The 24,231-nt window shown below is 40.9% G+C and carries 27 protein-coding genes and 1 pseudogene; 16 read left to right on the forward strand and 12 right to left on the reverse strand.

Annotation, left to right across the window (positions count from 1 at the left end):
- Positions 1-61: 61 nt before the first annotated feature.
- Genes MK405_RS04755 through MK405_RS04770 form a run of 4 tightly spaced genes read left to right on the forward strand, consistent with a single transcriptional unit; the run spans position 62 to position 2,985 of the window.
- Entirely contained in the window at positions 62-820 is a 759-nt protein-coding gene (locus MK405_RS04755) for an amino acid ABC transporter ATP-binding protein (RefSeq protein WP_268704452.1), read from the forward strand.
- Between the two features lie 10 nt (positions 821-830).
- Positions 831-1,625 carry a transporter substrate-binding domain-containing protein gene (locus MK405_RS04760; protein ID WP_268704453.1) on the forward strand — a complete coding sequence of 265 codons (795 nt, stop codon included), beginning with the start codon at positions 831-833 and terminating at the stop codon, positions 1,623-1,625.
- 13 nt (positions 1,626-1,638) lie between these two features.
- On the forward strand, positions 1,639-2,316 hold the full coding sequence (locus MK405_RS04765; RefSeq protein WP_042768514.1) for an amino acid ABC transporter permease: 678 nt from the start codon (positions 1,639-1,641) through the stop codon (positions 2,314-2,316).
- A gap of 9 nt (positions 2,317-2,325) precedes the next feature.
- Positions 2,326-2,985: an amino acid ABC transporter permease gene (locus MK405_RS04770; RefSeq protein ID WP_049477613.1), complete on the forward strand. Its 660-nt coding sequence runs from the start codon at positions 2,326-2,328 to the stop codon at positions 2,983-2,985.
- 301 nt (positions 2,986-3,286) lie between these two features.
- Here the strand turns inward: MK405_RS04770 and MK405_RS04775 are convergent, their stop codons facing one another.
- The 3 genes from MK405_RS04775 to MK405_RS04785 are packed head-to-tail and all read right to left on the reverse strand — an operon-like array spanning position 3,287 to position 4,885.
- Positions 3,287-3,937 (reverse strand): ABC-2 transporter permease, encoded by a 651-nt coding sequence (locus tag MK405_RS04775; RefSeq protein ID WP_268704454.1) that lies wholly within the window; start codon positions 3,935-3,937, stop codon positions 3,287-3,289.
- Complete coding sequence (locus MK405_RS04780; RefSeq protein WP_033583465.1) at positions 3,937-4,671, reverse strand: ABC transporter ATP-binding protein; 735 nt, start codon at positions 4,669-4,671, stop codon at positions 3,937-3,939. Before MK405_RS04780 ends, MK405_RS04775 begins: the two co-directional genes overlap by 1 nt.
- Before the next feature lies 1 nt (position 4,672).
- Positions 4,673-4,885 carry an AbrB/MazE/SpoVT family DNA-binding domain-containing protein gene (locus MK405_RS04785; RefSeq protein WP_000646903.1) on the reverse strand — a complete coding sequence of 71 codons (213 nt, stop codon included), beginning with the start codon at positions 4,883-4,885 and terminating at the stop codon, positions 4,673-4,675.
- 409 nt (positions 4,886-5,294) lie between these two features.
- On the opposite strand from MK405_RS04785, the gene MK405_RS04790 reads away from it, so the two are divergent.
- The gene (locus tag MK405_RS04790) at positions 5,295-5,885 is read left to right on the forward strand and encodes an ROK family protein (RefSeq protein ID WP_268704455.1); all 591 of its coding nucleotides are present in this window, start codon (positions 5,295-5,297) and stop codon (positions 5,883-5,885) included.
- A gap of 152 nt (positions 5,886-6,037) precedes the next feature.
- On the opposite strand, the gene MK405_RS04795 is transcribed toward MK405_RS04790, so the two are convergent.
- The 3 genes from MK405_RS04795 to MK405_RS04805 all read right to left on the reverse strand — a co-directional run bounded on the left by MK405_RS04795 (position 6,038) and on the right by MK405_RS04805 (position 8,483).
- Entirely contained in the window at positions 6,038-7,060 is a 1,023-nt protein-coding gene (locus MK405_RS04795) for a YdcF family protein (protein ID WP_268704456.1), read from the reverse strand.
- A 70-nt stretch (positions 7,061-7,130) separates the two neighbouring features.
- Positions 7,131-7,568, reverse strand: a complete 438-nt coding sequence (locus MK405_RS04800) for an Rrf2 family transcriptional regulator (RefSeq protein WP_084853676.1) — start codon at positions 7,566-7,568, stop codon at positions 7,131-7,133.
- A gap of 72 nt (positions 7,569-7,640) precedes the next feature.
- On the reverse strand, positions 7,641-8,483 hold the full coding sequence (locus tag MK405_RS04805) for a metallophosphoesterase family protein (protein ID WP_268704457.1): 843 nt from the start codon (positions 8,481-8,483) through the stop codon (positions 7,641-7,643).
- 197 nt (positions 8,484-8,680) lie between these two features.
- On the opposite strand from MK405_RS04805, the gene MK405_RS04810 reads away from it, so the two are divergent.
- From MK405_RS04810 to thrS, 3 genes are all read left to right on the forward strand, one after another.
- Positions 8,681-9,055 (forward strand): hypothetical protein, encoded by a 375-nt coding sequence (locus MK405_RS04810; protein ID WP_038804859.1) that lies wholly within the window; start codon positions 8,681-8,683, stop codon positions 9,053-9,055.
- Positions 9,056-9,317: 262 nt separating this feature from the next.
- Positions 9,318-9,941 (forward strand): AAA family ATPase, encoded by a 624-nt coding sequence (locus MK405_RS04815; RefSeq protein ID WP_212576331.1) that lies wholly within the window; start codon positions 9,318-9,320, stop codon positions 9,939-9,941.
- A 10-nt stretch (positions 9,942-9,951) separates the two neighbouring features.
- Entirely contained in the window at positions 9,952-11,895 is a 1,944-nt protein-coding gene (thrS, locus tag MK405_RS04820; protein WP_033583459.1) for a threonine--tRNA ligase, read from the forward strand.
- Between the two features lie 213 nt (positions 11,896-12,108).
- On the opposite strand, the gene MK405_RS04825 is transcribed toward thrS, so the two are convergent.
- The 4 genes and pseudogenes from MK405_RS04825 to MK405_RS04840 form a co-directional block, all read right to left on the reverse strand.
- Positions 12,109-13,158 carry a DUF389 domain-containing protein gene (locus MK405_RS04825; RefSeq protein WP_084853671.1) on the reverse strand — a complete coding sequence of 350 codons (1,050 nt, stop codon included), beginning with the start codon at positions 13,156-13,158 and terminating at the stop codon, positions 12,109-12,111.
- Positions 13,159-13,301: 143 nt separating this feature from the next.
- Positions 13,302-13,580, reverse strand: a pseudogene (locus tag MK405_RS04830) (ABC transporter permease); the annotation flags it as partial.
- Between the two features lie 75 nt (positions 13,581-13,655).
- Positions 13,656-14,630, reverse strand: coding sequence for a HAMP domain-containing histidine kinase (locus MK405_RS04835; protein ID WP_268704458.1), 975 nt, complete (start codon positions 14,628-14,630; stop codon positions 13,656-13,658).
- Complete coding sequence (locus MK405_RS04840) at positions 14,623-15,300, reverse strand: response regulator transcription factor (RefSeq protein WP_268704459.1); 678 nt, start codon at positions 15,298-15,300, stop codon at positions 14,623-14,625. The genes MK405_RS04835 and MK405_RS04840 overlap by 8 nt, the downstream gene beginning before the upstream one ends.
- Positions 15,301-15,456: 156 nt before the next feature.
- Here MK405_RS04840 and MK405_RS04845 point away from each other — a divergent pair, with 156 nt between their 5' ends.
- Positions 15,457-16,530, forward strand: a complete 1,074-nt coding sequence (locus MK405_RS04845) for a DUF2974 domain-containing protein (protein WP_268704460.1) — start codon at positions 15,457-15,459, stop codon at positions 16,528-16,530.
- An 83-nt stretch (positions 16,531-16,613) separates the two neighbouring features.
- A complete protein-coding gene (locus tag MK405_RS04850) occupies positions 16,614-17,243 on the forward strand; it encodes an MBL fold metallo-hydrolase (RefSeq protein ID WP_268704461.1) in 630 nt (209 codons plus the stop codon).
- Between the two features lie 38 nt (positions 17,244-17,281).
- On the opposite strand, the gene MK405_RS04855 is transcribed toward MK405_RS04850, so the two are convergent.
- On the reverse strand, positions 17,282-19,174 hold the full coding sequence (locus MK405_RS04855) for a M13 family metallopeptidase (RefSeq protein WP_268704462.1): 1,893 nt from the start codon (positions 19,172-19,174) through the stop codon (positions 17,282-17,284).
- Positions 19,175-19,343: 169 nt separating this feature from the next.
- Here MK405_RS04855 and MK405_RS04860 point away from each other — a divergent pair, with 169 nt between their 5' ends.
- The 6 genes from MK405_RS04860 (at position 19,344) to MK405_RS04885 (ending at position 23,744) form a co-directional block, all read left to right on the forward strand.
- Positions 19,344-20,066, forward strand: coding sequence for a metal ABC transporter ATP-binding protein (locus MK405_RS04860; RefSeq protein ID WP_268704463.1), 723 nt, complete (start codon positions 19,344-19,346; stop codon positions 20,064-20,066).
- Positions 20,063-20,911: a metal ABC transporter permease gene (locus MK405_RS04865; RefSeq protein ID WP_000559797.1), complete on the forward strand. Its 849-nt coding sequence runs from the start codon at positions 20,063-20,065 to the stop codon at positions 20,909-20,911. Before MK405_RS04860 ends, MK405_RS04865 begins: the two co-directional genes overlap by 4 nt.
- 32 nt (positions 20,912-20,943) lie before the next feature.
- Positions 20,944-21,873 (forward strand): metal ABC transporter substrate-binding protein, encoded by a 930-nt coding sequence (locus tag MK405_RS04870; protein WP_000733087.1) that lies wholly within the window; start codon positions 20,944-20,946, stop codon positions 21,871-21,873.
- A gap of 122 nt (positions 21,874-21,995) precedes the next feature.
- Positions 21,996-22,490, forward strand: a complete 495-nt coding sequence (gene tpx, locus MK405_RS04875; protein ID WP_000206541.1) for a thiol peroxidase — start codon at positions 21,996-21,998, stop codon at positions 22,488-22,490.
- A gap of 83 nt (positions 22,491-22,573) precedes the next feature.
- Positions 22,574-23,224 carry a metal-dependent transcriptional regulator gene (locus tag MK405_RS04880; protein ID WP_007520493.1) on the forward strand — a complete coding sequence of 217 codons (651 nt, stop codon included), beginning with the start codon at positions 22,574-22,576 and terminating at the stop codon, positions 23,222-23,224.
- Between the two features lie 106 nt (positions 23,225-23,330).
- Entirely contained in the window at positions 23,331-23,744 is a 414-nt protein-coding gene (locus tag MK405_RS04885; RefSeq protein WP_084853655.1) for a hypothetical protein, read from the forward strand.
- Between the two features lie 31 nt (positions 23,745-23,775).
- Here MK405_RS04885 and dtd read toward each other — a convergent pair whose 3' ends face one another.
- The gene (gene dtd / locus MK405_RS04890) at positions 23,776-24,219 is read right to left on the reverse strand and encodes a D-aminoacyl-tRNA deacylase (protein ID WP_084853653.1); all 444 of its coding nucleotides are present in this window, start codon (positions 24,217-24,219) and stop codon (positions 23,776-23,778) included.
- Positions 24,220-24,231: the final 12 nt, after the last annotated feature.

The following is a 24,231-nucleotide window of genomic DNA, read 5'->3' on the forward strand; positions in this document are numbered from 1 at the left end:
GACAAGAACATTCTTTTGTTGTAGAATCATGTTATAAAATCTAACATAAAGGAGATCTCTCATGGCTTTAGTAGAATTTAAACATGTCGAAAAATATTACGGAGACTACCACGCACTCCGCGATATCAATCTCCGTTTTGAAAAAGGACAAGTCGTTGTCTTGCTTGGACCTTCTGGTTCTGGAAAGTCCACTCTTATCCGTACAATTAATGGTTTGGAGGCTGTTGACAAAGGAAGTCCCCTAGTCAATGGACACCAAGTAGCAGGTGCCAGTCAGAAAGATTTAGTTCCTCTCCGTAAGGAAGTCGGCATGGTTTTTCAACATTTTAACCTTTATCCACACAAAACAGTGTTAGAAAATGTAACACTAGCACCCATAAAAGTTCTAGGAATTGATAAAAAAGAAGCTGAAAAAACAGCGCAAAAATATCTGGAATTTGTAAATATGTGGGACAAGAAAGATTCCTATCCCGCCATGCTATCTGGTGGACAAAAACAGCGGATCGCCATTGCTCGTGGTCTTGCCATGCATCCGGAGCTCCTCCTCTTTGATGAGCCAACATCTGCTCTTGACCCTGAAACCATCGGAGATGTTCTAGCAGTTATGCAAAAACTGGCGCATGATGGGATGAACATGATCATCGTTACCCACGAAATGGGCTTTGCCCGTGAAGTTGCGGACCGCATCATCTTTATGGCTGACGGAGAAGTTTTAGTAGATACGACAAATGTCGACGGCTTTTTCGACAATCCAAGCGAACCTCGTGCCCAACAATTCCTCAGCAAAATTATCAACCATGAAAGTGACAAAGTAAAATAAGGAGGTCTCTATGAAAAAGAAATTCTTTTTATCAGCAATAGTGATTAGCCTTTTCGGCCTTGCTGCTGCAAAACCAGTCCAAGCCGACACCAATGTCGCAGACATTCAAAAAAGAGGCGAGCTAGTTGTCGGTGTCAAACAAGACGTTCCTAATTTTGGCTACAAGGATCCCAAGACAGGGACTTATTCTGGTATCGAAACGGACCTTGCCAAGATGATTGCAGATGAACTCAAGGTCAAAGTTCGCTACGTTCCAGTTACCGCGCAAACTCGTGGGCCGCTCCTAGACAATGAACAGGTCGACATGGATATCGCAACCTTCACCATCACAGACGAGCGTAAAAAATTATACAACTTCACCAGTCCCTACTATACGGATGCTTCCGGTTTTTTGGTCAATAAATCTGCCAACATTAAAAGCATTGAGGACCTAAACGGTAAAACCATTGGGGTTGCTCAAGGCTCCATCACCCAACGCCTGATTACTGAACTGGGTAAAAAGAAAGGTCTAACCTTTAAATTCGTCGAACTTGGTTCCTACCCAGAATTGATTACTTCCCTTCACGCTCACCGTATTGATGCCTTTTCTGTAGACCGTTCTATCCTATCTGGCTACATCAGCAAACGGACAGAACTACTAAATGATAGTTTCAAGCCATCTGACTACGGTATCGTCACCAAGAAAGCAAATACCGAGCTCAACGACTATCTTGATACCTTGGTCACTAAATGGACCAAGGACGGTAGTTTGCAGAAACTTTATGACCGTTACAAGCTCAAACCATCTAGCCATACTGCAGATTAAGGAGGGACACCCCATGACAGATTTATCATCTTGGACAGCCTATTTTCAGGATTTTGGACAATTTTTCAATGGTTTCCTCTTCACCCTTGCCCTAGCGGTTGGATCCTTTATCCTCGCCATGGTTTTGGGCATCTTCTTTGGAGCCATGTCAACCAGCAAACGCCCATTCTTGCGTGTTTTGGCTCGTATCTTTGTCGAATTTTACCAAAATACTCCCCTCTTGGTGCAGTTTGTCATCGTCTTTTATGGTTTGCCTCTTATCAGTGACCACACCATCATGATTCCGATTTATTGGACAGCTGTACTTTGTGTGGGACTCTATCACGGCGCCTATATCGCTGAGGTTATTCGTTCAGGGATTCAGTCTATTCCTAGCGGTCAAATGGAGGCCGCCCTGTCGCAAGGTTTTACTTATATCAGTGCCATGCGCTTGATTATCTTGCCTCAAGCCTTCCGTATCATTCTCCCTCCATTGACCAACCAAATTGTTAACCTCATCAAGAACACCTCTACCGTAGCTATCATCTCTGGAGTAGACTTGATGTTTGTGACTAAGTCTTGGTCAGCCCTCAACGGAAACTATATCCCAGCCTTTTTAGGCGCTGCTCTTCTCTACTTTGCCCTATGCTTCCCTGTTGCCCAGTTTGGTCGCAAGATGGAGCAAGCCAACAAAAAAGCCTATTCACTTTAGGAGGTTACTATGGAATCTATTTTAGAAGTTTTGACCCCAGATAACCTAATCTTTATCTTTAAAGGATTTGGCTTGACCCTCTACATTTCTCTGATTGCTATCGTCCTCTCGACCCTTATCGGTACAGTTCTAGCCGTCATGAGAAATGGGAAAAATCCTGTCTTACGGATCATCTCCAGCATTTATATCGAGTTTGTACGTAACGTTCCCAACCTCCTCTGGATTTTCACCATCTTTTTGGTGTTTAAGATGAAGTCCACACCAGCTGGTATTACAGCCTTTACCCTCTTTACCTCAGCAGCCTTAGCTGAGATTATCCGAGGTGGTCTCAATGCCGTGGACAAGGGACAGTACGAAGCAGGAATGTCACAAGGATTCACCTCTACGCAAATCCTCTACTACATCATTCTCCCACAAGCGATCCGTAAAATGTTGCCAGCCATCATTTCTCAGTTTGTAACTGTGATTAAGGATACCAGCCTTCTCTACTCTGTTATCGCCCTACAAGAACTCTTTGGCGCCAGCCAAATTCTCATGGGACGCTATTTCGAACCAGAGCAGGTCTTCAGTCTTTATATCCTGATTGCCTTGATTTACTTTATCTTTAACTTTGCCATTTCTAGCCTGTCTCATAAGCTAGCAAAACGTTGGCAACAAGCTGCGGAATAAAAAAGAAATGTGAACGTCTATTTTTCGTTCACATTTTTATATTTTCATTCAGGCGGATTGTCCCAATAATCGTCAACATCATAGCCAATCATAATAAATCCAACAGGAATTTCACCATCATAGGTACCAAACGGAAATAAAAATTTATTTTGCTACTCTGATACCTATAATTTTGGTATTTCCCATACATTTTTTCCATATGAAACACTGTTCTAACAGCTCCACAACTTTTAATTCTTTATCAGTACCATTTTCTATTGGATTTTCTCCGACAAAATACGGACACTTAATGTATTCAATTTTATAAATCAATTCTTTCGAAGTCTTTTATAGCTTTCTGATAAGAAAACCAGGTGCATAAGTTAAATATGGCAACACCAAAAAGTAATATTACTATCTGTGGTACGTTCAAATTTGAAGAATCATTCAAACTTTCTAATCCAGGAATATGGTGTAATATCTCTCCCATGAATATTATGACAGTTGTGACTGCGCAGAATAGGATAAAAGGCTTCCCAATCTTATAAGCTGTTTTAAAAAAGCCTCCGAGAAAAACACTGTTAAAGGTTGCAAATACAAGCATTATATAGCCAAGATATGCAGCATTTGCATTCATCAACGGATTTGTCACATACGGTGTGGCATCTCCTAAGAGTCTCATCCGAATAATCGTCAGAAAAAGACATAATATGAAAGCTATGCACTCGATAGATAAAACAAATAAATATTTAGCCGTAACCACATCTTGTTTTCTAACTGGCAACATGATCGTGTAGGTGATGTCATCACATTCTCGGACTTGTTGATAAGTATAAAAAATACCAAGACAGATAAAAAAGGAACCGACAAGAATAGGATACCTTGGAATCATCGTAATAGCTGAAAAAGTTATAAACCAATAACTCAAAGGATTTGCTGTTAGTTTCATTTCTTTATAGAGAAGTCTTCTCATCACAAATTCACCTCTTCCCTTTCAATATGCACCATAATATCTTCAAGTGTGGATTTCTGCCCTATTTCTTTCGTGTAATGACTGATAAAATCCTCTTTTCTCTCAGATAAAAGCAATTCACCATTTCTTATATAAGTAATAGTATCTGCACACTTCTCTAAATCACTAGTAATATGAGTAGAAAACAAGATTGCTACCCCTTTTTCTGCTAGTTTTCGAAAGATTTCATTCATCTCATCTCTAGATACTGGATCAAGTCCACTAGTTGGCTCATCTAAAATCAAAAGCTTAGCATGATGAGAAAGAGCTAAAGTAAGATAAAATTTTACTTTCATCCCCTCAGACAGTTCCATAATTTTCTTATTTTCATCAAGCTTAAATGCATCAAGATAATGACGATACGATTCATCATCCCAGTTATCATAAAAAATACGAGTAATGGCGACAATATCCTTTAATTTTTTTCTTTTATAATAATTGGTTCCTCCCACTGCATAACCAATTCGTTGTTTGATTTCATCTTCATTATCCAGATAATCCATTCCAAGAATACGGACATTCCCTGCATCAGGATGAACAAGATTTAGAATGGATTTAATCGCTGTAGTCTTACCTGCTCCATTCCTACCGATAAGTCCCATAACCTCACCTGATTTAATATGAAAACTTATAGGTTTCAATTCAAATGCTGAATATTTTTTTGTAATATCATTTACCTCTAAAACATACTTCATTTTATTCATCCTCCTTCTCTTCAAAAGCAATTTCCATCAAGTGTGCAAAGGCTCCCTTCGGCGGTATGGCAATTCCACGCTTTTCATCACCAAGAAGCAGAATCGTATCGCCAGGTTTGATATTAAAGACATCGCGCGCCTGTTTTGGTATTACTATTTGACCTTTTTCTCCAACTGTAGCCGTCCAAGCATATTTACCTTTTGGTGCTTTCACAACTATTACCCCCTTTGTGGTATGATTTGTATAACTAATTATACCACTTATCCTAAATAATACAAGTGCAGACCACATCCATTTACCATCATAATAAAATACTCGTAAAAATATGTACCACTCATCCCAAAACTAAGAATCTTAGACACCTTAACCCTAACTTTTTGTAAGTGGTGCTTATTCATTAACTACTCTCTCTAGAAAATATGTGACTACAAACAAAATTGAGGATTAAAAAAATTCATAAGCACATTGATGCCATGAATCAAAAACAGCATTATTCTCTCCTATAAGAGAGGACACTCCTAAAATCAGGAAAGCGAAACTAAGATTTTTAAAAATATCTTATTGCAAACAAAAATATAATATGCTACAACGCTTTTGACAAAACGTGTCGAAAGGTAAAAAGATGGCAAAAATAATTGATTTAAAGCAAGAAAATATTCACAAAGTACGATCCTGTTTTTATCAAGGAGGAACATGGACCAAGAATCAGTTATCCTGTCAAACAGGGATTTCTCTGGCAGGAACTACCAATATCTTACAAATATTAGAGAATGATGTTAATGTTGCTTCTCTTGGTTATTGTAGTATTCACCCAGAATTCAGAACACTGGCCCTTCTCTACCAGCTAGATACAGATTTTGCCGGTTCTGGTATTATCATCAATAAAAGATTGTATCGTGGAAGAAATGGTTTTGCAGGGGAAGTCGGCTATCTCATTAATGGATATAAACCTCCAAATCGCCAATCACGTTCAAATGACTTCACATTTCTTTTGTTAAATCAAATAACAGCACTAACATCAGTCATTGCTCCGGATGCTATTGCATATTATTGTCCATCTTTAAAAGAAAATATAAAAATTTCCGACACCTATCTTCCTAAAGAATTCCACCCAATCCTTGAAAGCGTGACTGAAATAGACCCATTCATACTGAACGGAGTTCAATCAATTGGAAAAAACAAGATTCTAGAAATCAAAAGAAGAACAATCTGAAAAGGAGAATTAAATGATTTCGTTATTGTTGGCAGTCATCTATCTGGCCTTTATTAGTTTAGGCTTACCTGATGCTATTTTAGGAAGCGCTTGACCAAATATGTATCGTGGCTTAAATTCAACTATTACCGGGGCAGGCTCCATCTTTCTGATTACCATAAAATACCTCTGTAAGAGAAAATCAGAGCTAAAATCAATAAAACATAGAAAGCGATAAAAAGCCATCTCATCTTCACACATAGAGCAATGTATTCTCTGATAAAGGCCGATGGGATATAGTAGGCGGCTGTACGGCAACCAAGACCATCTCCCTTCATCCCAATGCGGCGAGCATAGGTACTGGTACGAAAAACATGGTAATCATTGGTCACAAAGAGAAAACGTGGACTGGTCACCAGCCTCTCTCCCATTTCTTTTGAGAAGAGAAGATTCTCATAGGTTGTCGTTGAGTCTTCCTCTAGGAGAATTGCTTCTCTCGGAACATCTGTCTCTTCCAACAAATAATTACAAATTGCCTGAGCTTCAGAAATCTTCTCATCCCCACCTCTACCACCACTTGCGATGATTTTAACATTGGGATTGAGAGACTGGTGATAAGCTTCTACTGCCTTATCAATACGACTCTTCAGTAAGGGAGTCACTTTTTCTCCATTCAACAAACCTGCTCCGTGAATGATAATAAAATCATAATATTTTTTCTTAGGAATAAAAAGATATAGAATGGAATAAAGCAGAAATCCTGCAAAGGCAAAACCAAAAATCAAATACGAATAAATCAAAAAGAAAAAGATAATATTCACTAGATGATTGGTGTAGAACAAGCCATTGGTATCGCTCACTCGAATTGCCATGATTACAAAAAAGAATAGAATCACGCAACCTAATCCTAGAGACAAATAATTTGCCTTGGATTTTCCTTCTTTTCTCAATAACACAAATCCATTATAAATAAGGAAAAAACCACTTAGAAAAACCAAAAGAGGTAGCAGGAGAAAAATCCCTGCAAAGAAAACCATGTGCACTTCTTTCTGCCCAGCTTCGTAAAAAAGATTGGCAATGGACATATAAGAAAAGAGCAGAGACAAAAGCAAGAGAGCTGGATTCCAAAGACTACGATTGTCTCTAAAAAACGAAACTAGAAAAAGTAGGACAAAAAATCCTGTGATAAAGTACATAGTCTCCTCCTTTAATGACTACATTGTACCATAATTGTAGCAATAGAAAAAGAGGAGCCTAGCCCTCTTATTATTTTACAATTCTTGCTTCTGCATCTGCCACAACCTGAGCCAGACTCATCTGACGAAGTTGATTTTCCATAGCTACTTGGATATCCAGCAATTTCTGATCCAAGACCTTATGAATATTAGCCCCTACTGGACAGTTAGGATTGGGATTGTCATGGAAACTAAAGAGTTTGCCAGATTTTCCTAGACACTCTACAGCTTGGTAGACATCCAACAAGCTGATATCCTGAAGGTCTTTTATTATCTCAGTTCCGCCCGTCCCACGCGCAACTGAAATCAATCCTGCTTTTTTGAGTTGCGACAAAGTCTTACGGATAATGACTGGATTAACTCCAACGCTAGCTGCGAGAAAATCACTGGTCACCTTACTTTCCTGGCCCTTGATAGCAATGATAATTAGCATATGGGTCGCAATGGTAAATCGACTTGAAATTTGCATTTTGTTCCCCTTTCACCTGAGATTCTCATCATCTCTCTTCTCATACTCATTATACCCCTTTTTGATATCATGTCAATCATTACTACTATCTAACCATGCATCCAACTCAATATCATGCCCCTGTTCTTGAGCAATCTCATACAGAAGTTCCTGATTATGAGTGTGGTGAATCCCATTTACCAAACTTTCATAGTAGATCTGGAAATAGGGAAGCTTCAAATCTTTAGCCAACTGCAATTCAGCTTCTACATCATAATCCACTCGACGAAAATCAACATCAGACAAACCGGCTTCATCAAACTCTAAAATCATATACTGAGCCCGTAGGTCCTTACGCAACTTCGCATCTAAAAAAAAGGGTTGTCCAATGGAACCTGGATTGAGAATCAACTGTCCATCACTTCCGTAACGAAGCAACTGTTGATGAATATGGCCATATACTGCGATAGAGGCGTGTGGATTCGTCACCAATCTATCAAAATCTTCTTGTTTTCCCGTATGAATCAACTCTCTACCCCAGTTTTTATCAGGGAGATGGTGAGTGATTCCTACCATCAGATCACCAAACTGACGATGAACTTGCATGGGTTGATTGTGGAGGTCTTCGATTTCTTCAGGGCTGATTTCTTCTAATATATACTGGCATTGACGTAGGAGGTAGCGATGACTAGCTTTTGTCAAATCTAGCTTACGATGCAAACCTCGCCAGAGACTATTTTCCCAATTACCAAGAACTCTTACAGTAATAGGCAAAGCCACTAAAAGATTCAATATCCTTCTACGTCCTGTTCCTGGCATAAGAATATCTCCCAAAAGCCAGTACTCATCTACCTTTGCCTTTTTAGCATCAGTCAGTACAGCTTCCAGGGCTGTCGTATTCCCATGTATGTCTGAAAGAACTGCTATTTTGGTCATTCTTTCTCCTCTTTTCCTCTTACTTCTTTTGTTAGTATTATAGCAGAAAACACTCAAAAAGAGCACTATCACTACTCACTGGATCGACTTGTAAAGGCTTCCAAGACGTGCTATAATATAAATAGAGAGTTCCCCTTCATTTAGGATTATGTGGTCTTCAACATCTCTCAATTTTTGCAGATTGGAGGACTATTGCCATGCGGAAATATCTTAAGTATATCCCATACTGCCTTGTCATTTTCTTCTTTTACTGGCCCCTCTATGAGTTGCTTTTGCTGCTGATATCTGATCCTTATACGCTGAAAGGGCTTTACATTTACAACATCATCCTCTTTTCACCTTTGGCAACCTTCATCGTGTCCCTTCTTTATAGCTACCGTTTCCAATTCTCACTGTGGTGGTTGCTCGGTATTGCTCTTCTCTATTGCTTTACCATCATCACTTTCAATGAATTCATTCTCGTTTATTTCCTAGCTTATGAACTCTTTGCCCTACTTGGTATGGCTTCTGGTTCAGGTATCAAATACATGCTCCAGCAGGGAAAAAACAAAAAACTTTCACAAAATCCTTGAAAATTCTCTCAATCATGCTATAATAATGCATAGAGACAAGTCACTTAGTCCCTTTCTACTAGAGAGTGCGTGGTTGCTGGAAACGCATAGAAAGCCTAAACTGATACTACTCTACTGACTTTTATGAAAACATAAAACGGTGGCCACGTTAAAGCCAATCTGAGGTGTCCCTCTTTTTTGAGGAACATAAATGAAGGTGGAACCACGTTGCGACGTCCTTTTAAGGATGTCGCTTTTTGATTTGTCAGAAGGAGGAAGAACGATGCTTTATATGATTGGCGGATCGCCTTGTAGTGGAAAGTCAACAATTGCCTCTCTTCTTGCAAGACAGTATCAACTACTTCATATCAAATTGGATGATTTAGTAGACGAGATGGTGAGTCAAGCAAGTGCAGACTCACAGCCAATTTGCCTTCTTAGACAGGGCAGAAATCCGGAACAAATCTGGATGAGAAATCCAGAAGAAATGGCAGATGAAGAATGGCGCTTTTATGAAGAGATTTTTCCTTATGTAAAATCTTACTTGATAAAAAATCAAAACAGACCTCTCTTGGTGGAGGGAGCAGGACTTTTGCCTCACTTGGTAAAGGGGCTTGAATATCCAGTGTCTTCCTATCTATGCTTGACTCCGACAGCTGATTTTCAAAAAAAGCATTATAGACAGAGAGAATGGGTTCCTTATGTTTTAGAGGGGACAACCAACCCTGAACAAGCTTTTGAAAATTGGATGCAACGAGACATTCTTTTTGCCCAAATGGTTCGTAAGGAAGCGATGAAATTAGGTTATTCTAGTCTCGTAACAGATGGTAGTCAATCAGAGAATCAGACTGCGGAAGAAGTTGCTCGGCTCTTAAAATTGTCCAACAAAAATAGAATAAATATTTAAGGAGAAAACCATGATTAAGATTACTTTCCCAGATGGCGCTGTTCGTGAATTCGAATCTGGCGTTACTACTTTTGAAATTGCCCAATCCATCAGCAATTCCCTAGCTAAAAAAGCCTTGGCTGGTAAATTCAACGGCAAACTCATCGACACTACTCGTGCTATCACTGAAGATGGAAGCATCGAAATCGTGACACCTGACCACGAAGATGCCCTTCCAATCTTGCGCCACTCAGCTGCCCACTTGTTCGCCCAAGCAGCTCGTCGCCTTTTCCCAGACATTCACTTAGGAGTTGGTCCAGCTATCGAAGATGGCTTCTACTACGATACAGACAATACTGCTGGCCAAATCTCCAATGAAGACCTTCCTCGTATCGAAGAAGAAATGAAGAAAATCGTCAAAGAAAACTTCCCATCTATTCGCGAGGAAGTTACCAAAGACGAGGCCCGTGAAATCTTTAAAAATGACCCTTACAAGTTGGAATTGATTGAAGAACACTCTGAAGACGAAGGCGGTCTGACTATTTACCGTCAGGGCGAATACGTAGACCTCTGCCGTGGTCCTCACGTCCCATCAACAGGTCGTATCCAAATCTTCCACCTGCTCAACGTAGCTGGTGCCTACTGGCGTGGAAATAGCGACAACGCGATGATGCAACGGATCTACGGTACAGCTTGGTTTGACAAAAAAGACTTGAAGAACTACCTTCAAATGCGTGAAGAAGCCAAGGAACGTGACCACCGTAAACTCGGTAAAGAGCTTGACCTCTTCATGATTTCACAAGAAGTCGGACAAGGTTTACCGTTCTGGTTACCAAACGGAGCGACTATCCGTCGTGAATTGGAACGCTACATTGTCGACAAGGAAATCGCTGCAGGCTACCAACACGTCTACACTCCACCAATTGCCTCCGTGGAACTCTATAAAACTTCTGGTCACTGGGATCACTACCGTGAAGATATGTTCCCAACTATGGACATGGGAGACGGTGAAGAGTTTGTCCTCCGCCCAATGAACTGTCCTCACCATATCGAAGTTTATAAACACCATGTACACTCATACCGTGAATTACCAATCCGTATCGCTGAGATTGGCATGATGCACCGATATGAAAAATCTGGTGCCCTTACTGGCCTTCAACGTGTACGTGAAATGTCCCTAAATGATGGTCATACTTTTGTAGCTCCAGAACAAATTGAGGAAGAATTCAAGAAAATTCTTCAATTGATTATCGACGTGTATGAAGACTTTAATTTGACAGATTACCGTTTCCGCTTGTCTTACCGCGATCCTGAAGATAAACACAAATACTTTGACAACGATGAAATGTGGGAAAATGCACAACGCATGTTGAAGGCAGCTATGGATGATATGGAACTGGACTACTTTGAAGCTGAAGGTGAAGCAGCCTTCTACGGACCAAAATTGGATATCCAGGTTAAAACTGCCCTTGGAAAAGAAGAAACCCTTTCTACTATCCAGCTCGACTTCTTGCTTCCTGAACGCTTCGACCTCAAATATGTTGGAGCAGATGGTGAGGAACACCGTCCAGTCATGATCCACCGTGGGGTTATCTCAACTATGGAACGCTTTACAGCTATCTTGATTGAGAACTACAAGGGCGCCTTCCCAACATGGCTTGCACCACATCAAGTGACCCTCATCCCTGTTTCTAACGAAAAACACGTGGACTACGCATGGGAAGTAGCCAAGAAACTCCGTGACCGTGGTGTCCGTGCGGATGTGGATGAGCGCAATGAAAAAATGCAGTTCAAGATTCGTGCTTCACAAACTAGCAAGATTCCTTACCAATTGATCGTTGGGGACAAGGAAATGGAAGACGGAACAGTCAACGTTCGTCGCTATGGCCAAAAAGAAACACAAACTGTCTCAGTTGATGACTTTGTTCAAGCTATCCTAGCTGATATCGCCAACAAATCACGCGTTGAGAAATAAAACAATCACAGTCTGAGAAACATTTTTCAGAGCCAGAAAAAGCAACAACTATTTCAGCTGTTGCTTTTTATATTTTATTTAATCTGAGCTAGTAGTGACTGGTTAAACCAGCACAAATGGTATCCTCATAAACAATCCTTTCTATCCACTAACTGCTGGATATAGGATATCCTCTCAAGATTTGCTTTCATGAGTTAGATAAGTTGACTATCCTCAATCCTTGTCTGCCTCATTTTCTTTTACGAGATCTTTTTGTGAATCTTTTTCAGAGAGTTTTTGATCGATATACTTGTTAATATTTTCATAAAATTCCTTGGTCGTATCACTGTCTAATTTTGTCGAATTATGGACTTGATTGACTTTTAATTGAACAGATTGAATACCGTAAGAGGCTTGTTTTTGATGGAGCGTTTCTAATTCTTCGTCTGAAATCGGATCTCCAACAACCGTCAAGACCAATTCATTGTTCCTTGACTTGTAGACTTGATTAATGACCGTGTGATTGGCGAACTCTTTTCCTACAAACTGTTTGATTCCTTCTTTTCGCGCTTGATCTATCGTCAGAGTGACTGCTGAATAACTGGCTGGAAGAACCAATAATACAATCAAGGATGTCAAGCCAATTTTCATTTTAATGTTTAGCTCTTTAAATGAACTTAAGGGAGATTTTCTCATCAAAATTCTTGTTCCAACAATGTTGGCTAGCATGATAAAGACACAGTTGATCAAGAAAAGATAGAGAGCCCCAAATAAAAATCGTACATTTCCATTAGCTAAACCATAGCCTGCAGTACAGATAGGTGGCATCAAAGCTGTTGCGATGGCTACTCCTGGCACGATATTGTTTGCTTCTTTTTTCCTTGACCCAATTACACCTGCTATCCCACCAGCAATAGCAATGAGAACATCCCAAATGGTTGGAGAGGTTCGTGCAATCAATTCACTACTTTCATAAGATAAGGGAGAAACCCAGAAATACAGAGCCGAGACAAGCAAGCTAACCAATACTTGAGTAAATAAGACCTCTAGAGATTGCTTGATTAAACGCGTATCAAAAATAGCTAAACCAAATCCGAGTCCAACAATCGATGTCATAAGAGGGGAAATCAGCATGGCTCCAATAATGACAGCTGTTGAATTCATATTTAGGCCGATAGAGGCAATAAAAATCGCACACATCAAAATCACTGTATCTCTTAATCGAACATGAAGATCATCATATAATTTCTCACGGTATTCACGTGTTGAATAGTTTCCGGTCATTGGTTACTCCTTTTATTTCATATAATCTTGTTTCTGCTTGGATGATGGTAGAGAGACTTCTGTCCAATCTTACATATTTTTAATTCTCACCTGTTATTCTTTTGAAAATTATCCTTTAAATATCCGTCAGTCCATCCTTAGCATTATATCAAAAATTTTACAGTCTTTATCTGAAGAAATCTATCAATTGAACAGATAGAGAAAGTTATCGTCAACCTCATGGTATCATCGACTACTTCAATGACCTCGAGAACTAAACTAAGCATATGATAAGCAAAGGCCAATGGAGAAATGCAAAAATTACAGGAAGGAAGAAAACTGTCAAGATTTGCTTGTTAATGGTTTGCTTAATCTGCTTTTGATCTAGACCTACCTTTTCGTTCGTGGTCTTCATATCCCTCAGAGATTTGTTTATAGTAGATAAAATAATTTACTAGGATACACAGTTAAAGATAGAAAAGCCCAGTTGTCTTATCCTGGGCTCTTATCTACTCTTCTCACTCAAGGACTAAGTTCACTTGAGCAAACTGAATCCGCACTGTCGTTCCTTTTCCAACCTCAGACTCAATACGAATCTGGTGGCCCAGTTCTTCAGAAATTTTCTTAGATAGATAAAGTCCAAGTCCAGATGACTGCTGGGTCAAACGACCATTGTAGCCTGAAAAGCCACGTTCAAAGACTCGGAGCACATCACTGTTTTTAATCCCGATTCCCGTATCCTTGATACAGAGTTCCTGGCCTTCCATATAGATCTCTAGTCCACCTTTCTTGGTGTATTTAAGGCTATTTGAAAGGATTTGTTCAATGACAACCAACAACCACTTCTTATCGGTCACGATGATTTTGTCAAGGTCATGTAGGTTGACTGTCAGTCCCTTTTGAATAAAGAAAAGGGCATACTTACGAACCACTTCCTTAACCAAATCCTCCACTTGAACCTTTTCAAACACTAGGTCATCATGGAAGCTCTCTAAACGTAGATACTGCAACACCAGATTGGTATAGGAGTCAATCTTGAAGATTTCCTGTTCCAATTGCTGCTTGACCTCACGATCAGAGACTTCTGCCACTAAAAGTCGACTCGCTGCAATAGGGGTCTTTATCTGATGAACCCACAAGGTATAGTAGTCAAGCAAATCTGTCAGTTTACTTTGGGCCTCTGACTTCTTTTGATACAATTCAGACTCACGCTCTTCGAGCTTTTCTGCTAGCGCACATTCCAGAGGAGACTTTGGGTCTCTCTCAGCATAGAGTACTTCCTGACGGTAAACCTGAGCTTCTGCAAATATATCCCAAGCCAAAAATAAGAAAGTCAAAAAACTACTGAGCAGAAAGAAATAAAGAAAATAAGTTCCTAGACTAGCAAATAAAAACTGAAAGAGAAGGACGAGAAAGCCTAATGAAAAAATATAGACAAAAATGCGACTGCGAGAACGCAGATAGGCTAGAAAAAATAGTTTCCAATCAAGCATGTTTCAGTCCGTATCCTATTCCCTTCTTGGTTTCGATAAACCCTGCCAAGCCTTGCTCCTCCAACTTTTTACGCAAACGAGCAACATTGACAGACAAGGTATTGTCATCGATGAAAAAGTCACTATTCCAGAGTTCTCGCATCAGGTCATCTCGCGCCACGATATTGCCAGCATGTTCAAACAGCACTCGCATAATTTGAAATTCATTCTTGGTCAAACTCAGGACTCCCCCCTGATAGTGCAGATCCATAGACTTGGTATTGAGGATCACACCCGCATACTCCAGCAGACTTTCATCACGCCCAAATTCGTAAGAACGGCGCAACAAGCCTTGAACCTTGGCAAGGAGCACCTGCTGATCAAAAGGCTTGGTCACAAAATCATCTGCTCCCATATTGATTGCCATGACGATATCCATTGCCTGATCTCTCGAAGATAGAAACATGATGGGTACCTGAGAAATCTTACGAATCTCCTGACACCAGTGGTAACCATTAAAAAGAGGCAGACCAATATCCATGAGGACCAAATGAGGCTCAGACTGGACAAATAAGCTCAATACTTCCATAAAATCTTCTACCAAAACGACCTCAAAGCCCCACTCTGAGAGTAGTTTTCCCACTTGTTGCCGAATAACTTGGTCATCTTCTACTAGTAAAATCTTGTGCATGCGCTCCTCCTTTGGTCTTATTATAACAGATTTTCCCCTAGGATAAAACGCAAACCTGTATTTAAACCAGCTCGCTAGCCATGTAGTAAAATCCAGTAAGCCTACTAGCTAATTCTAGGTAAATGTGATAGGATAAACATAGAGAAAGGAGCTTTTATGGCTAATATTTTTGACTACTTAAATGATGTAGCATACGATTCCTTTTATGACCTCCCCGTGAATGAGTTAGATGTTCTTGCCCTTACTGAATTAACCTACCTTGCTTTTGATAATGTAGTCACCCAAGAACCAAAGCGCCTCATAGATCTTGCACCTCAAATCCCTAGAGACACGACGATGTTGACCAATAAAAATCGTCTTCAATTGTTAGATCAGCTCGCTCAACACAAACGCTTTAAAAATTGCAAGCTCTCAGACTTTATCAACGATATTGATCCTGAATTGCAAAAACAGTTTGCAGCCATGACTTATCGTATCAGTCTCGATACTTATTTGCTTGTTTTTCGCGGAACGGATGACAGCATCATTGGTTGGAAAGAAGATTTCCATATGACCTATATGAGGGAAATTCCTGCTCAAAAACATGCCCTCCAGTATTTAGAGAACTTTTTTGCCCAACATCCTAACCAAAAGGTTATCCTAGCAGGACACTCAAAAGGGGGCAATCTAGCTGTCTATGCTGCCAGTCAACTTGATCCAAACTTGCAGAAAAACATTATCTCTGTCTATACTTTTGATGCCCCTGGACTTCACAAGGAACTAACCGAAACATCAGGCTATCAAAACATGATGGAAAGAACGAAAGTGTTTGTCCCACAAGGTTCTATCATCGGGATGATGCTGGAAATTCCGGATAAAAAAATCGTCGTTCGAAGCACCGCCCTAGGTGGCCTTGCTCAGCACGACACCTTTAGTTGGCAGGTTGAAGACAAACACTTTGTCCAACTGGACGAGACCAATAGTGACAGCCAGCAAGTCGATACAACCTTCAAGGAATGGGTTGAGACGGTCCCTGATACGGAACTGCAACTCTACTTTGACCTCTTTTTTGGAATCATTCTCGATGCAGGCATCTCTTCTATCAACGACCTTTCTTCCTTCAAGGTCATTGAACACATTCACCATCTCTTTGTCCAAGCTCAATCCCTCACTCCCGAAGAAAGAGAAACCATGGGACGCTTAACCCAACTCTTGATTGACACCCGTTACCAAGCATGGAAAAATCGTTAAGATAGAAAAAGACTTTCTGATACCCTAAGCCTTCTCTTCTGTGTTATACTGATATCAGTACATTCTTTGAGAGAGGAAATCCTATGAAAATACATAAAACCGTCAATCCTGTTGCCTATGAAAACACCTACTACATAGAGGGAGACCAACACCTGATTGTGGTTGACCCAGGTAGCCATTGGGAAGCTATTCGCAAAACTATTGAGAAAATCAACAAACCCGTCTGCGCGATTCTCCTGACCCACACCCACTACGACCATATTATGAGTCTGGACTTGGTTCGTGATACTTTTGGAAATCCCCCAGTTTATGTAGCAGAGAGTGAAGCTAGCTGGCTCTATACCCCCGTTGACAATCTCTCTGGCCTCCCTCGTCACGATGATATGGCAGATGTGGTCGCAAAACCTGCAGAACACACCTTTGTCTTTCATGAAGAATACCAGCTTGAGGAATTTCATTTTACAGTTCTACCAACCCCAGGGCACTCTATCGGCGGCGTTTCCCTGGTCTTTCCTGATGCCCATCTAGTCTTGACCGGAGATGCTCTTTTCCGAGAAACCATCGGTCGGACAGACCTTCCTACTGGTAGCATGGAACAACTCCTCCATAGCATTCAGACGCAACTCTTCACGCTTCCTAATTACGATGTCTATCCTGGACATGGTCCATCTACGACTATCGCTCACGAAAAAACTTTTAATCCCTTTTTCTAGCAAGCAAAAAACCAAGGATAATTTCCTTGGTTTTTGTCTTACCAAATAATCACACGGTCCTCTGGTGAACGCCACATACCGTCGCCTTCTTTGACATCGTAAGTTGTAAAGAAGTCATCGAAGTTTGGTACTTGAACATTGACACGGAGTTTGGCAGGCGCGTGCACATCGACACTGGCCATGAGTTTCATCAACTCAGGACGGCCTTTCATACGCCAGATACGAGCAAAGTTGTGGAAAAATTCTTCAGCTGAGAAGTCTGGTTCTCTCTTAGCAGCTTCAAGGGCTGCAGCAATCCCGCCCAAGTCTGCAACGTTTTCGGATACAGTTAGTTTCCCGTTGATTCTTGCGCCGTAAGATTCTTGCCCATCAAACTGGTCGATAACTTTTTGTGTTTTTTCTTTAAAGGCAGCATAGTCGCTTTCTGTCCACCAATCCTTGAGACTACCATTTTCATCAAAAGAAGCACCATTTGTGTCAAAGGCATGAGAAATCTCGTGGGCAATAACAGCACCAATCCCACCGTAGTTGGCAGAAGACGATTGATGCAAGTCATAGAATGGAGCCTGTAAAATGGCAGCTGGGAAAACAATCAAGTTCTTCTGAGGATTGTAGTAGGCATTGACCATATGAGCTGGCATCCCCCACTCCTTGTAGTCAACCGGTTGGTTCCACTTGCTCCAGCTGTGCTTGATTTCCACACGCCCAAAGGCTAGGGCATTCTCAAAGAGGCTGGCAGTTTCATCCACTACTTTGTCCTTGTAGCGTTCTGGCAATTCCTCTGGATAACCAATATAAGGCTTGATGACATTGAGTTTCACAATGGCCTTGTCCCGCGTTTCAGGTGTGAGCCAGTCGTTCTTAGCCAAGCGTTCCTTATAAACGTCAATCATAGTCGCTACTTTTTTCTCTACGTCTGCCTTGGCTTCTGGAGAGAATTTTTCATGCGCGTACCAGAGACCCAGAGCCTGCTTGAAAGGCCCTTGGGCCAAGTGATAGGCTGCCTTGACCTTGTCCTGAGCTTCTGGCACACCTGAAAGGGCACGACCATAGGCACCTGACAAGACACGAATCTCGTCTGTGAGGTAGCTTGTTGAGAGATTCACCACGCCCAAAATCAAGGTTGCTTTAAGTAGAGGCCATGCTTCTTCACTATAGAATTGATCTGCTGCTTGCCAGAAACGTTCCTCGTCTACGATAACCTTGTCTGGAGTTTGTCCAAGAACTGTTTGGAAGAAATCATCCAGAGGTAGGGCAGGGGCAAATTTCTTGAAATCTTCATAAGCGTATGGATGGTAGAGTTTGGCATATTCTGAACTTTCTTCGTTAGAAAGCACTACAGCCGCAGTGCGACGGTCCAATTCCAATCGTTTCTCTAGTAAATCTGCGATTTCCTCATCTGAAAAATCATAGGCTTTGAGAAGATTCGTAGTACTTTCCTTCCACAAACCTAACAACTCCTCACGCTGAGGATGGTCTTCAGCGTAGTAGGTTGTATCTGGCAAGATAGTTCCTGGAGCACTGGCCCAGAGAACATTGGTTCTGGCATCCATAAAGTCTGGTGATACTCCAAATGGAAGGAAGTTTGGCTTCCCTGCTAGTTCAAACTCTGCCAGTTTGCTGGTAAAATCTGCGAAGCTCTCCAAGTCTTGGTATTCCTTAAGTAGAGGAAGGACAGGCTTGATCCCATCAGCTTCTCTCTTGTCAAAATCACGTACCATACGATGGTACTTAACAAAGTTGGCGAGGATAGCATCCTCTGGAACATCCTCACCTGCCAACCACTTGTCCGTAGTCGCCAGCATCAACTCTTCAATTTTCTCATCAAGGTCAATAAACCCACCTGTTCGAGATTTGTCAGCCGGAATGACAGCTGTTTTTTCCCATTCGCCATTGATTGCATCATAAAAATCATCTTGATAACGTGTCATCTTGTTCTCGCTTTCATTTTTTCACTTATTCTTAGCTTAGCAGAAAACACTTGGGAATGCAATTAAAAACGGTCTCTCATTTTTCAGTTATTATTTTAAATTTTTCAAAAATTAACTTGACTTAATTTTTTTTTTAAGGTATATTAAAAGATAGGAGGAATACAACTGTATGATACGTATCGAAAACCTCAGTGTCTCCTACAAAGAAACGCTGGCACTAAAGGATATTTCACTAGTGCTCCAAGGACCAACTATTACCGGAATTATTGGTCCAAACGGTGCTGGAAAATCAACTTTATTAAAAAGTATGTTGGGAATTATCCCACATGAAGGTCAGGTCTTTCTCGATGACAAAGAATTCAAGAAATCTTTACATCGAGTTGCCTATGTCGAGCAAAAGATCCATATCGACTACAATTTCCCTATCAAGGTCAAGGAATGTGTCTCTCTGGGACTCTATCCATCCATCCCACTCTTTCACACCTTAAAGGCTAGTCACTGGAAAAAAGTGGCAGATGCACTTGAAATCGTTGGGCTCTCAGACTATGCTGATCGCCAAATCAGCCAACTCTCAGGAGGACAATTTCAACGTGTGTTGATTGCCCGCTGCTTAGTGCAGGAAGCTGACTACATCTTTCTAGATGAGCCATTTGTCGGGATTGATTCGGTTAGTGAAGAGATTATCATGAACACGCTGAGAGATCTTAAAAAAGCTGGTAAAACAGTTCTCATCGTCCATCATGACCTCAGCAAAGTCCCCCATTATTTCGACCAAGTTTTGCTTCTCAATCGAGAATTAATAGACCTTGGTCCGACCGAAGAAACCTTTACCGAGGCCAATCTCAAAAAGGCTTATGGTAGCAAACTCTTTTTCAATGGAGGTGACCTATGATAGCAGAATTTATCAATGGATTACAAAATTTCCATTTCCTACAAAACGCCTTGATCACAGCTATTGTCATCGGAGTCGTTGCTGGAGCTGTGGGATGTTTTATCATCCTGCGTGGAATGTCTCTCATGGGAGATGCCATCTCTCACGCAGTTTTGCCTGGCGTAGCCCTTTCCTTTATTCTGGGAATTGATTTCTTTATTGGAGCGATCATCTTTGGTTTGATGGCTTCCATCATCATTACCTACATCAAGGGAAACTCTATCATCAAGAGTGACACTGCCATTGGTATTACCTTTTCATCTTTCTTAGCCTTAGGTGTCATCTTGATTAGTGTTGCCAAGAGTTCGACAGACCTCTTCCATATCCTTTTTGGGAATATCCTCGCTGTCCAAGATACAGACATGTGGATTACCATTGGTATGGGGGCATTGATTCTCTTGATTATCGGGATTTTCTTTAAACAACTATTGATTACATCCTTTGACGAGCTTCTGGCTAAAGCCATGGGAATGCCCGTTAATTTCTACCACTATCTGCTCATGGTGCTCTTGACCCTTGTGTCCGTCACTGCCATGCAAAGTGTTGGAACCATTCTTATCGTGGCCATGTTGATCACCCCAGCTGCGACGGCTTATCTCTATGCTAATAGCTTAAAGAGCATGATTTTCCTTTCATCAAGTCTCGGAGCCCTTGCTTCTGTTGTGGGACTCTTTATCGGCTATAGCTTAAATCTTGCAGCAGGATCGAGCATCGTGCTCACAGCTGCTAGTTTCTTTCTCATTAGCTTCTTTATCGCTCCAAAACAACGATATTTGAAACTAAAAAATAAACATTTGTTAAAATAAGGGGCAAAGTCCCAATAAATTGGAGGAATCTAATGAAAAAATTAGGTACATTGCTTGTACTCTTTCTTTCCGTCATTGCTCTTGTAGCATGTGCTAGCGGAAAAAAAGATACGGCTTCTGGTCAAAAACTAAAAGTTGTTGCTACAAACTCAATCATCGCTGATATTACCAAAAATATCGCTGGCGATAAGATCGATCTTCATAGTATCGTTCCTGTTGGTCAAGACCCACACGAATACGAACCACTTCCTGAAGACGTTAAGAAAACTTCTCAAGCTGACTTGATTTTCTATAACGGTATCAACCTTGAAACAGGTGGCAATGCTTGGTTTACCAAATTGGTCGAAAATGCCAAGAAAACTGAAAACAAAGACTACTTTGCAGTCAGCGAAGGCGTTGATGTTATCTACCTTGAAGGCCAAAACGAGAAAGGCAAAGAAGACCCACACGCTTGGCTCAACCTTGAAAATGGGATGATTTATGCTAAAAATATCGCTAAACAGCTCATTGCTAAGGACCCTAGCAACAAGGAATTCTACGAAAAAAATCTCAAAGACTATACTGAAAAACTAGACAAACTGGACAAGGAAGCCAAAGAGAAATTTAACAATATCCCTGCTGAGAAGAAACTCATCGTAACCAGCGAAGGATGCTTCAAATACTTCTCTAAAGCCTACGGTGTTCCAAGTGCCTACATCTGGGAAATCAACACGGAAGAAGAAGGTACTCCTGAACAAATCAAAACCTTGGTTGAAAAACTTCGCCAAACAAAAGTTCCATCACTCTTTGTTGAATCAAGTGTCGATGACCGTCCAATGAAGACTGTTTCACAAGACACAAACATCCCAATCTACGCACAAATCTTTACTGACTCAATCGCTGAAGAAGGCAAAGAAGGCGACAGCTACTACAGCATGATGAAATACAACCTTGACAAGATTGCTGAAGGTTTGTCAAAATAATCCATTAAAAAACGTCATTCTCACATGAATGGGCGTTTTTTTATCACTTAATTTCCGGTCAAATCATTGGAAAAATCTGACAATTCTCGGTAAAATAAAAGAAAAAAGAATGGAGTAGTTTCATGACCACTTTTCTCGGAAATCCTGTAACTTTTACAGGTAAACAACTGCAAGTCGGAGACAAGGCACTTGACTTTTCTCTTACGACAACCGATCTCTCTAAAAAAACGCTAGCTGACTTTGATGGAAAGAAAAAAGTCTTGAGTGTTGTCCCTTCTATCGATACTGGTGTCTGCTCAACGCAAACACGTCGATTCAACCAAGAACTTGCCAACCTTGACAACACCGTCGTTCTTACTGTTTCTATGGACCTACCATTTGCCCAAGGACGCTGGTGTGGGGCTGAAGGCCTTGACAATGCCATCATGCTCTCAGACTACTTTGACCATTCTTTCGGACGCGATTATGCCCTTTTGATCAACGAATGGCATCTCCTTGCACGTGCCGTCTTTGTTCTCGATACTGACAATGTCATCCGTTACGTGGAATACGTTGACAACATCAACACGGAACCAGACTTTGAAGCTGCCATTGCTGCAGTGAAAGAACTGGACTAAAATCAAAACCATTAGGGCAGAAGGCTAGAGAAATCTAGCTTTTTTTGATATACTAGATGGAGAGAAAAGACAAGAGGAAATGAATGACGCCAAATAAAGAAGACTACCTAAAATGTATTTATGAAATCGGTACAGAGATGCAGAAAATCACCAATAAAGAAATTGCTGCCCGTATGCAGGTCTCTCCACCTGCCGTAACAGAGATGATCAAACGCATGAAAAGTGAAAGTCTCATCCTCAAGGACAAGGAGAATGGCTATCTATTAACAGATATCGGCCTCGAACTGGTTTCTGAGCTCTATCGCAAACACCGGTTGATTGAAGTCTTTCTAGTCCACCATCTTGACTATACCAGCGATCAAATCCACGAGGAAGCTGAAGTCCTAGAGCACACTGTATCCGACCTCTTCGTAGAGAGACTGGATAAACTGCTTGGCTTCCCTAAAACCTGCCCCCACGGAGGGACCATCCCAGCCAAGGGAGAGCTCTTGGTTGAAATCAACAACCTACCTCTAGCAGAGACCAAGGAAGCTGGAACCTATCTTCTGACTCGGGTTCACGATAGTTTTGACTTGCTTAAATACTTAGAAAAGCATGAAATTCATATCGGTGACCAAGTCCAAGTCAAACAGTTTGATAATTTTTCCAATACTTTTACACTGGTCAACAGAGGTGAAGATCTCCAAGTTAGCATCGATATCGCCAAACAACTCTATGTCGAAAAAATCAACTAAGCCCTTATCCTTGAAAGAAATTCCTTTCAGGGATTTTTATTATTTTGCTTGTAAGTTCCATTCGTTTGATGTAGAATGAAGCTAGATAAAAGAGGGAGGTCTTCCTATGAAAAAGCTCTTTAGAATCCATTTTGCAGCCATTGTAGTCAGCGATTTGCTACTGTTGGTAACTTTCAGACCCCGATACGAACTTTCTTTGGAGAGAGGCCTGATTTTTTGCTTCATTTTCATCCTTGCTCAAGGACTACTGCTATTTCGCTTGGTCAATCGACTCAAAAAACATTTCTCTGAGATTTATCCTCAGATGAACAAAAAAATTCGCTTCTACTATTTAGGAGTGCTCATCAGCGATTTTCTATTATTTGTCTTTTTATCCATCACTGGCCCTCAATATTTCTACTCTCTTACTCCAGTCTTTACTTCCTGTCATTCTACTTTATATTATATAACGGCTAGCCACCTAAGAGAAAACTATCCAGACTTTTACAACCGACATACCTCTTTATGGGAGTGTCTATAAACAAAAACCAAGCCAGCTGGGCTTGGTTTTCTTATCTATTTTTAGTATCAAGAATGATGGTAACTGGCCCATCATTTACCAGCTCCACCTGCATATCCGCTCCAAAGATGCCTGTCTGAACGGGCACTTCCTGAGCTAGCTTTTGGTTGAAAGCCTCATAGAAGGCAGCTGCCATATCCGGCTTGGCTGCTCCTGTAAAGGCGGGACGATTGCCCTTCTTGGTATCTGCAAAGAGAGTAAACTGAGAAATAGAAAGGGTTTCCCCCTCAATATCCTTGACAGACAGATTCATCTTGCCTTCTGCATCAGAAAAAATCCGCATGTTAACAAGCTTTCTCACAGCATAGTCCAAATCTTCCTCTTGGTCCTCTGGGCCTACACCGACCAGTAATAAAAGTCCCTGATTAATTTTTCCATGAACCTGACCTTCGATACTGACTTGGGCTTTCTTGACTCGTTGAATGATGATTTTCATAAGCGCCTTTCT

Origin of the sequence: Streptococcus oralis (assembly GCF_026782345.1) — a bacterium.
GTDB lineage: Bacteria > Bacillota > Bacilli > Lactobacillales > Streptococcaceae > Streptococcus > Streptococcus oralis_CK.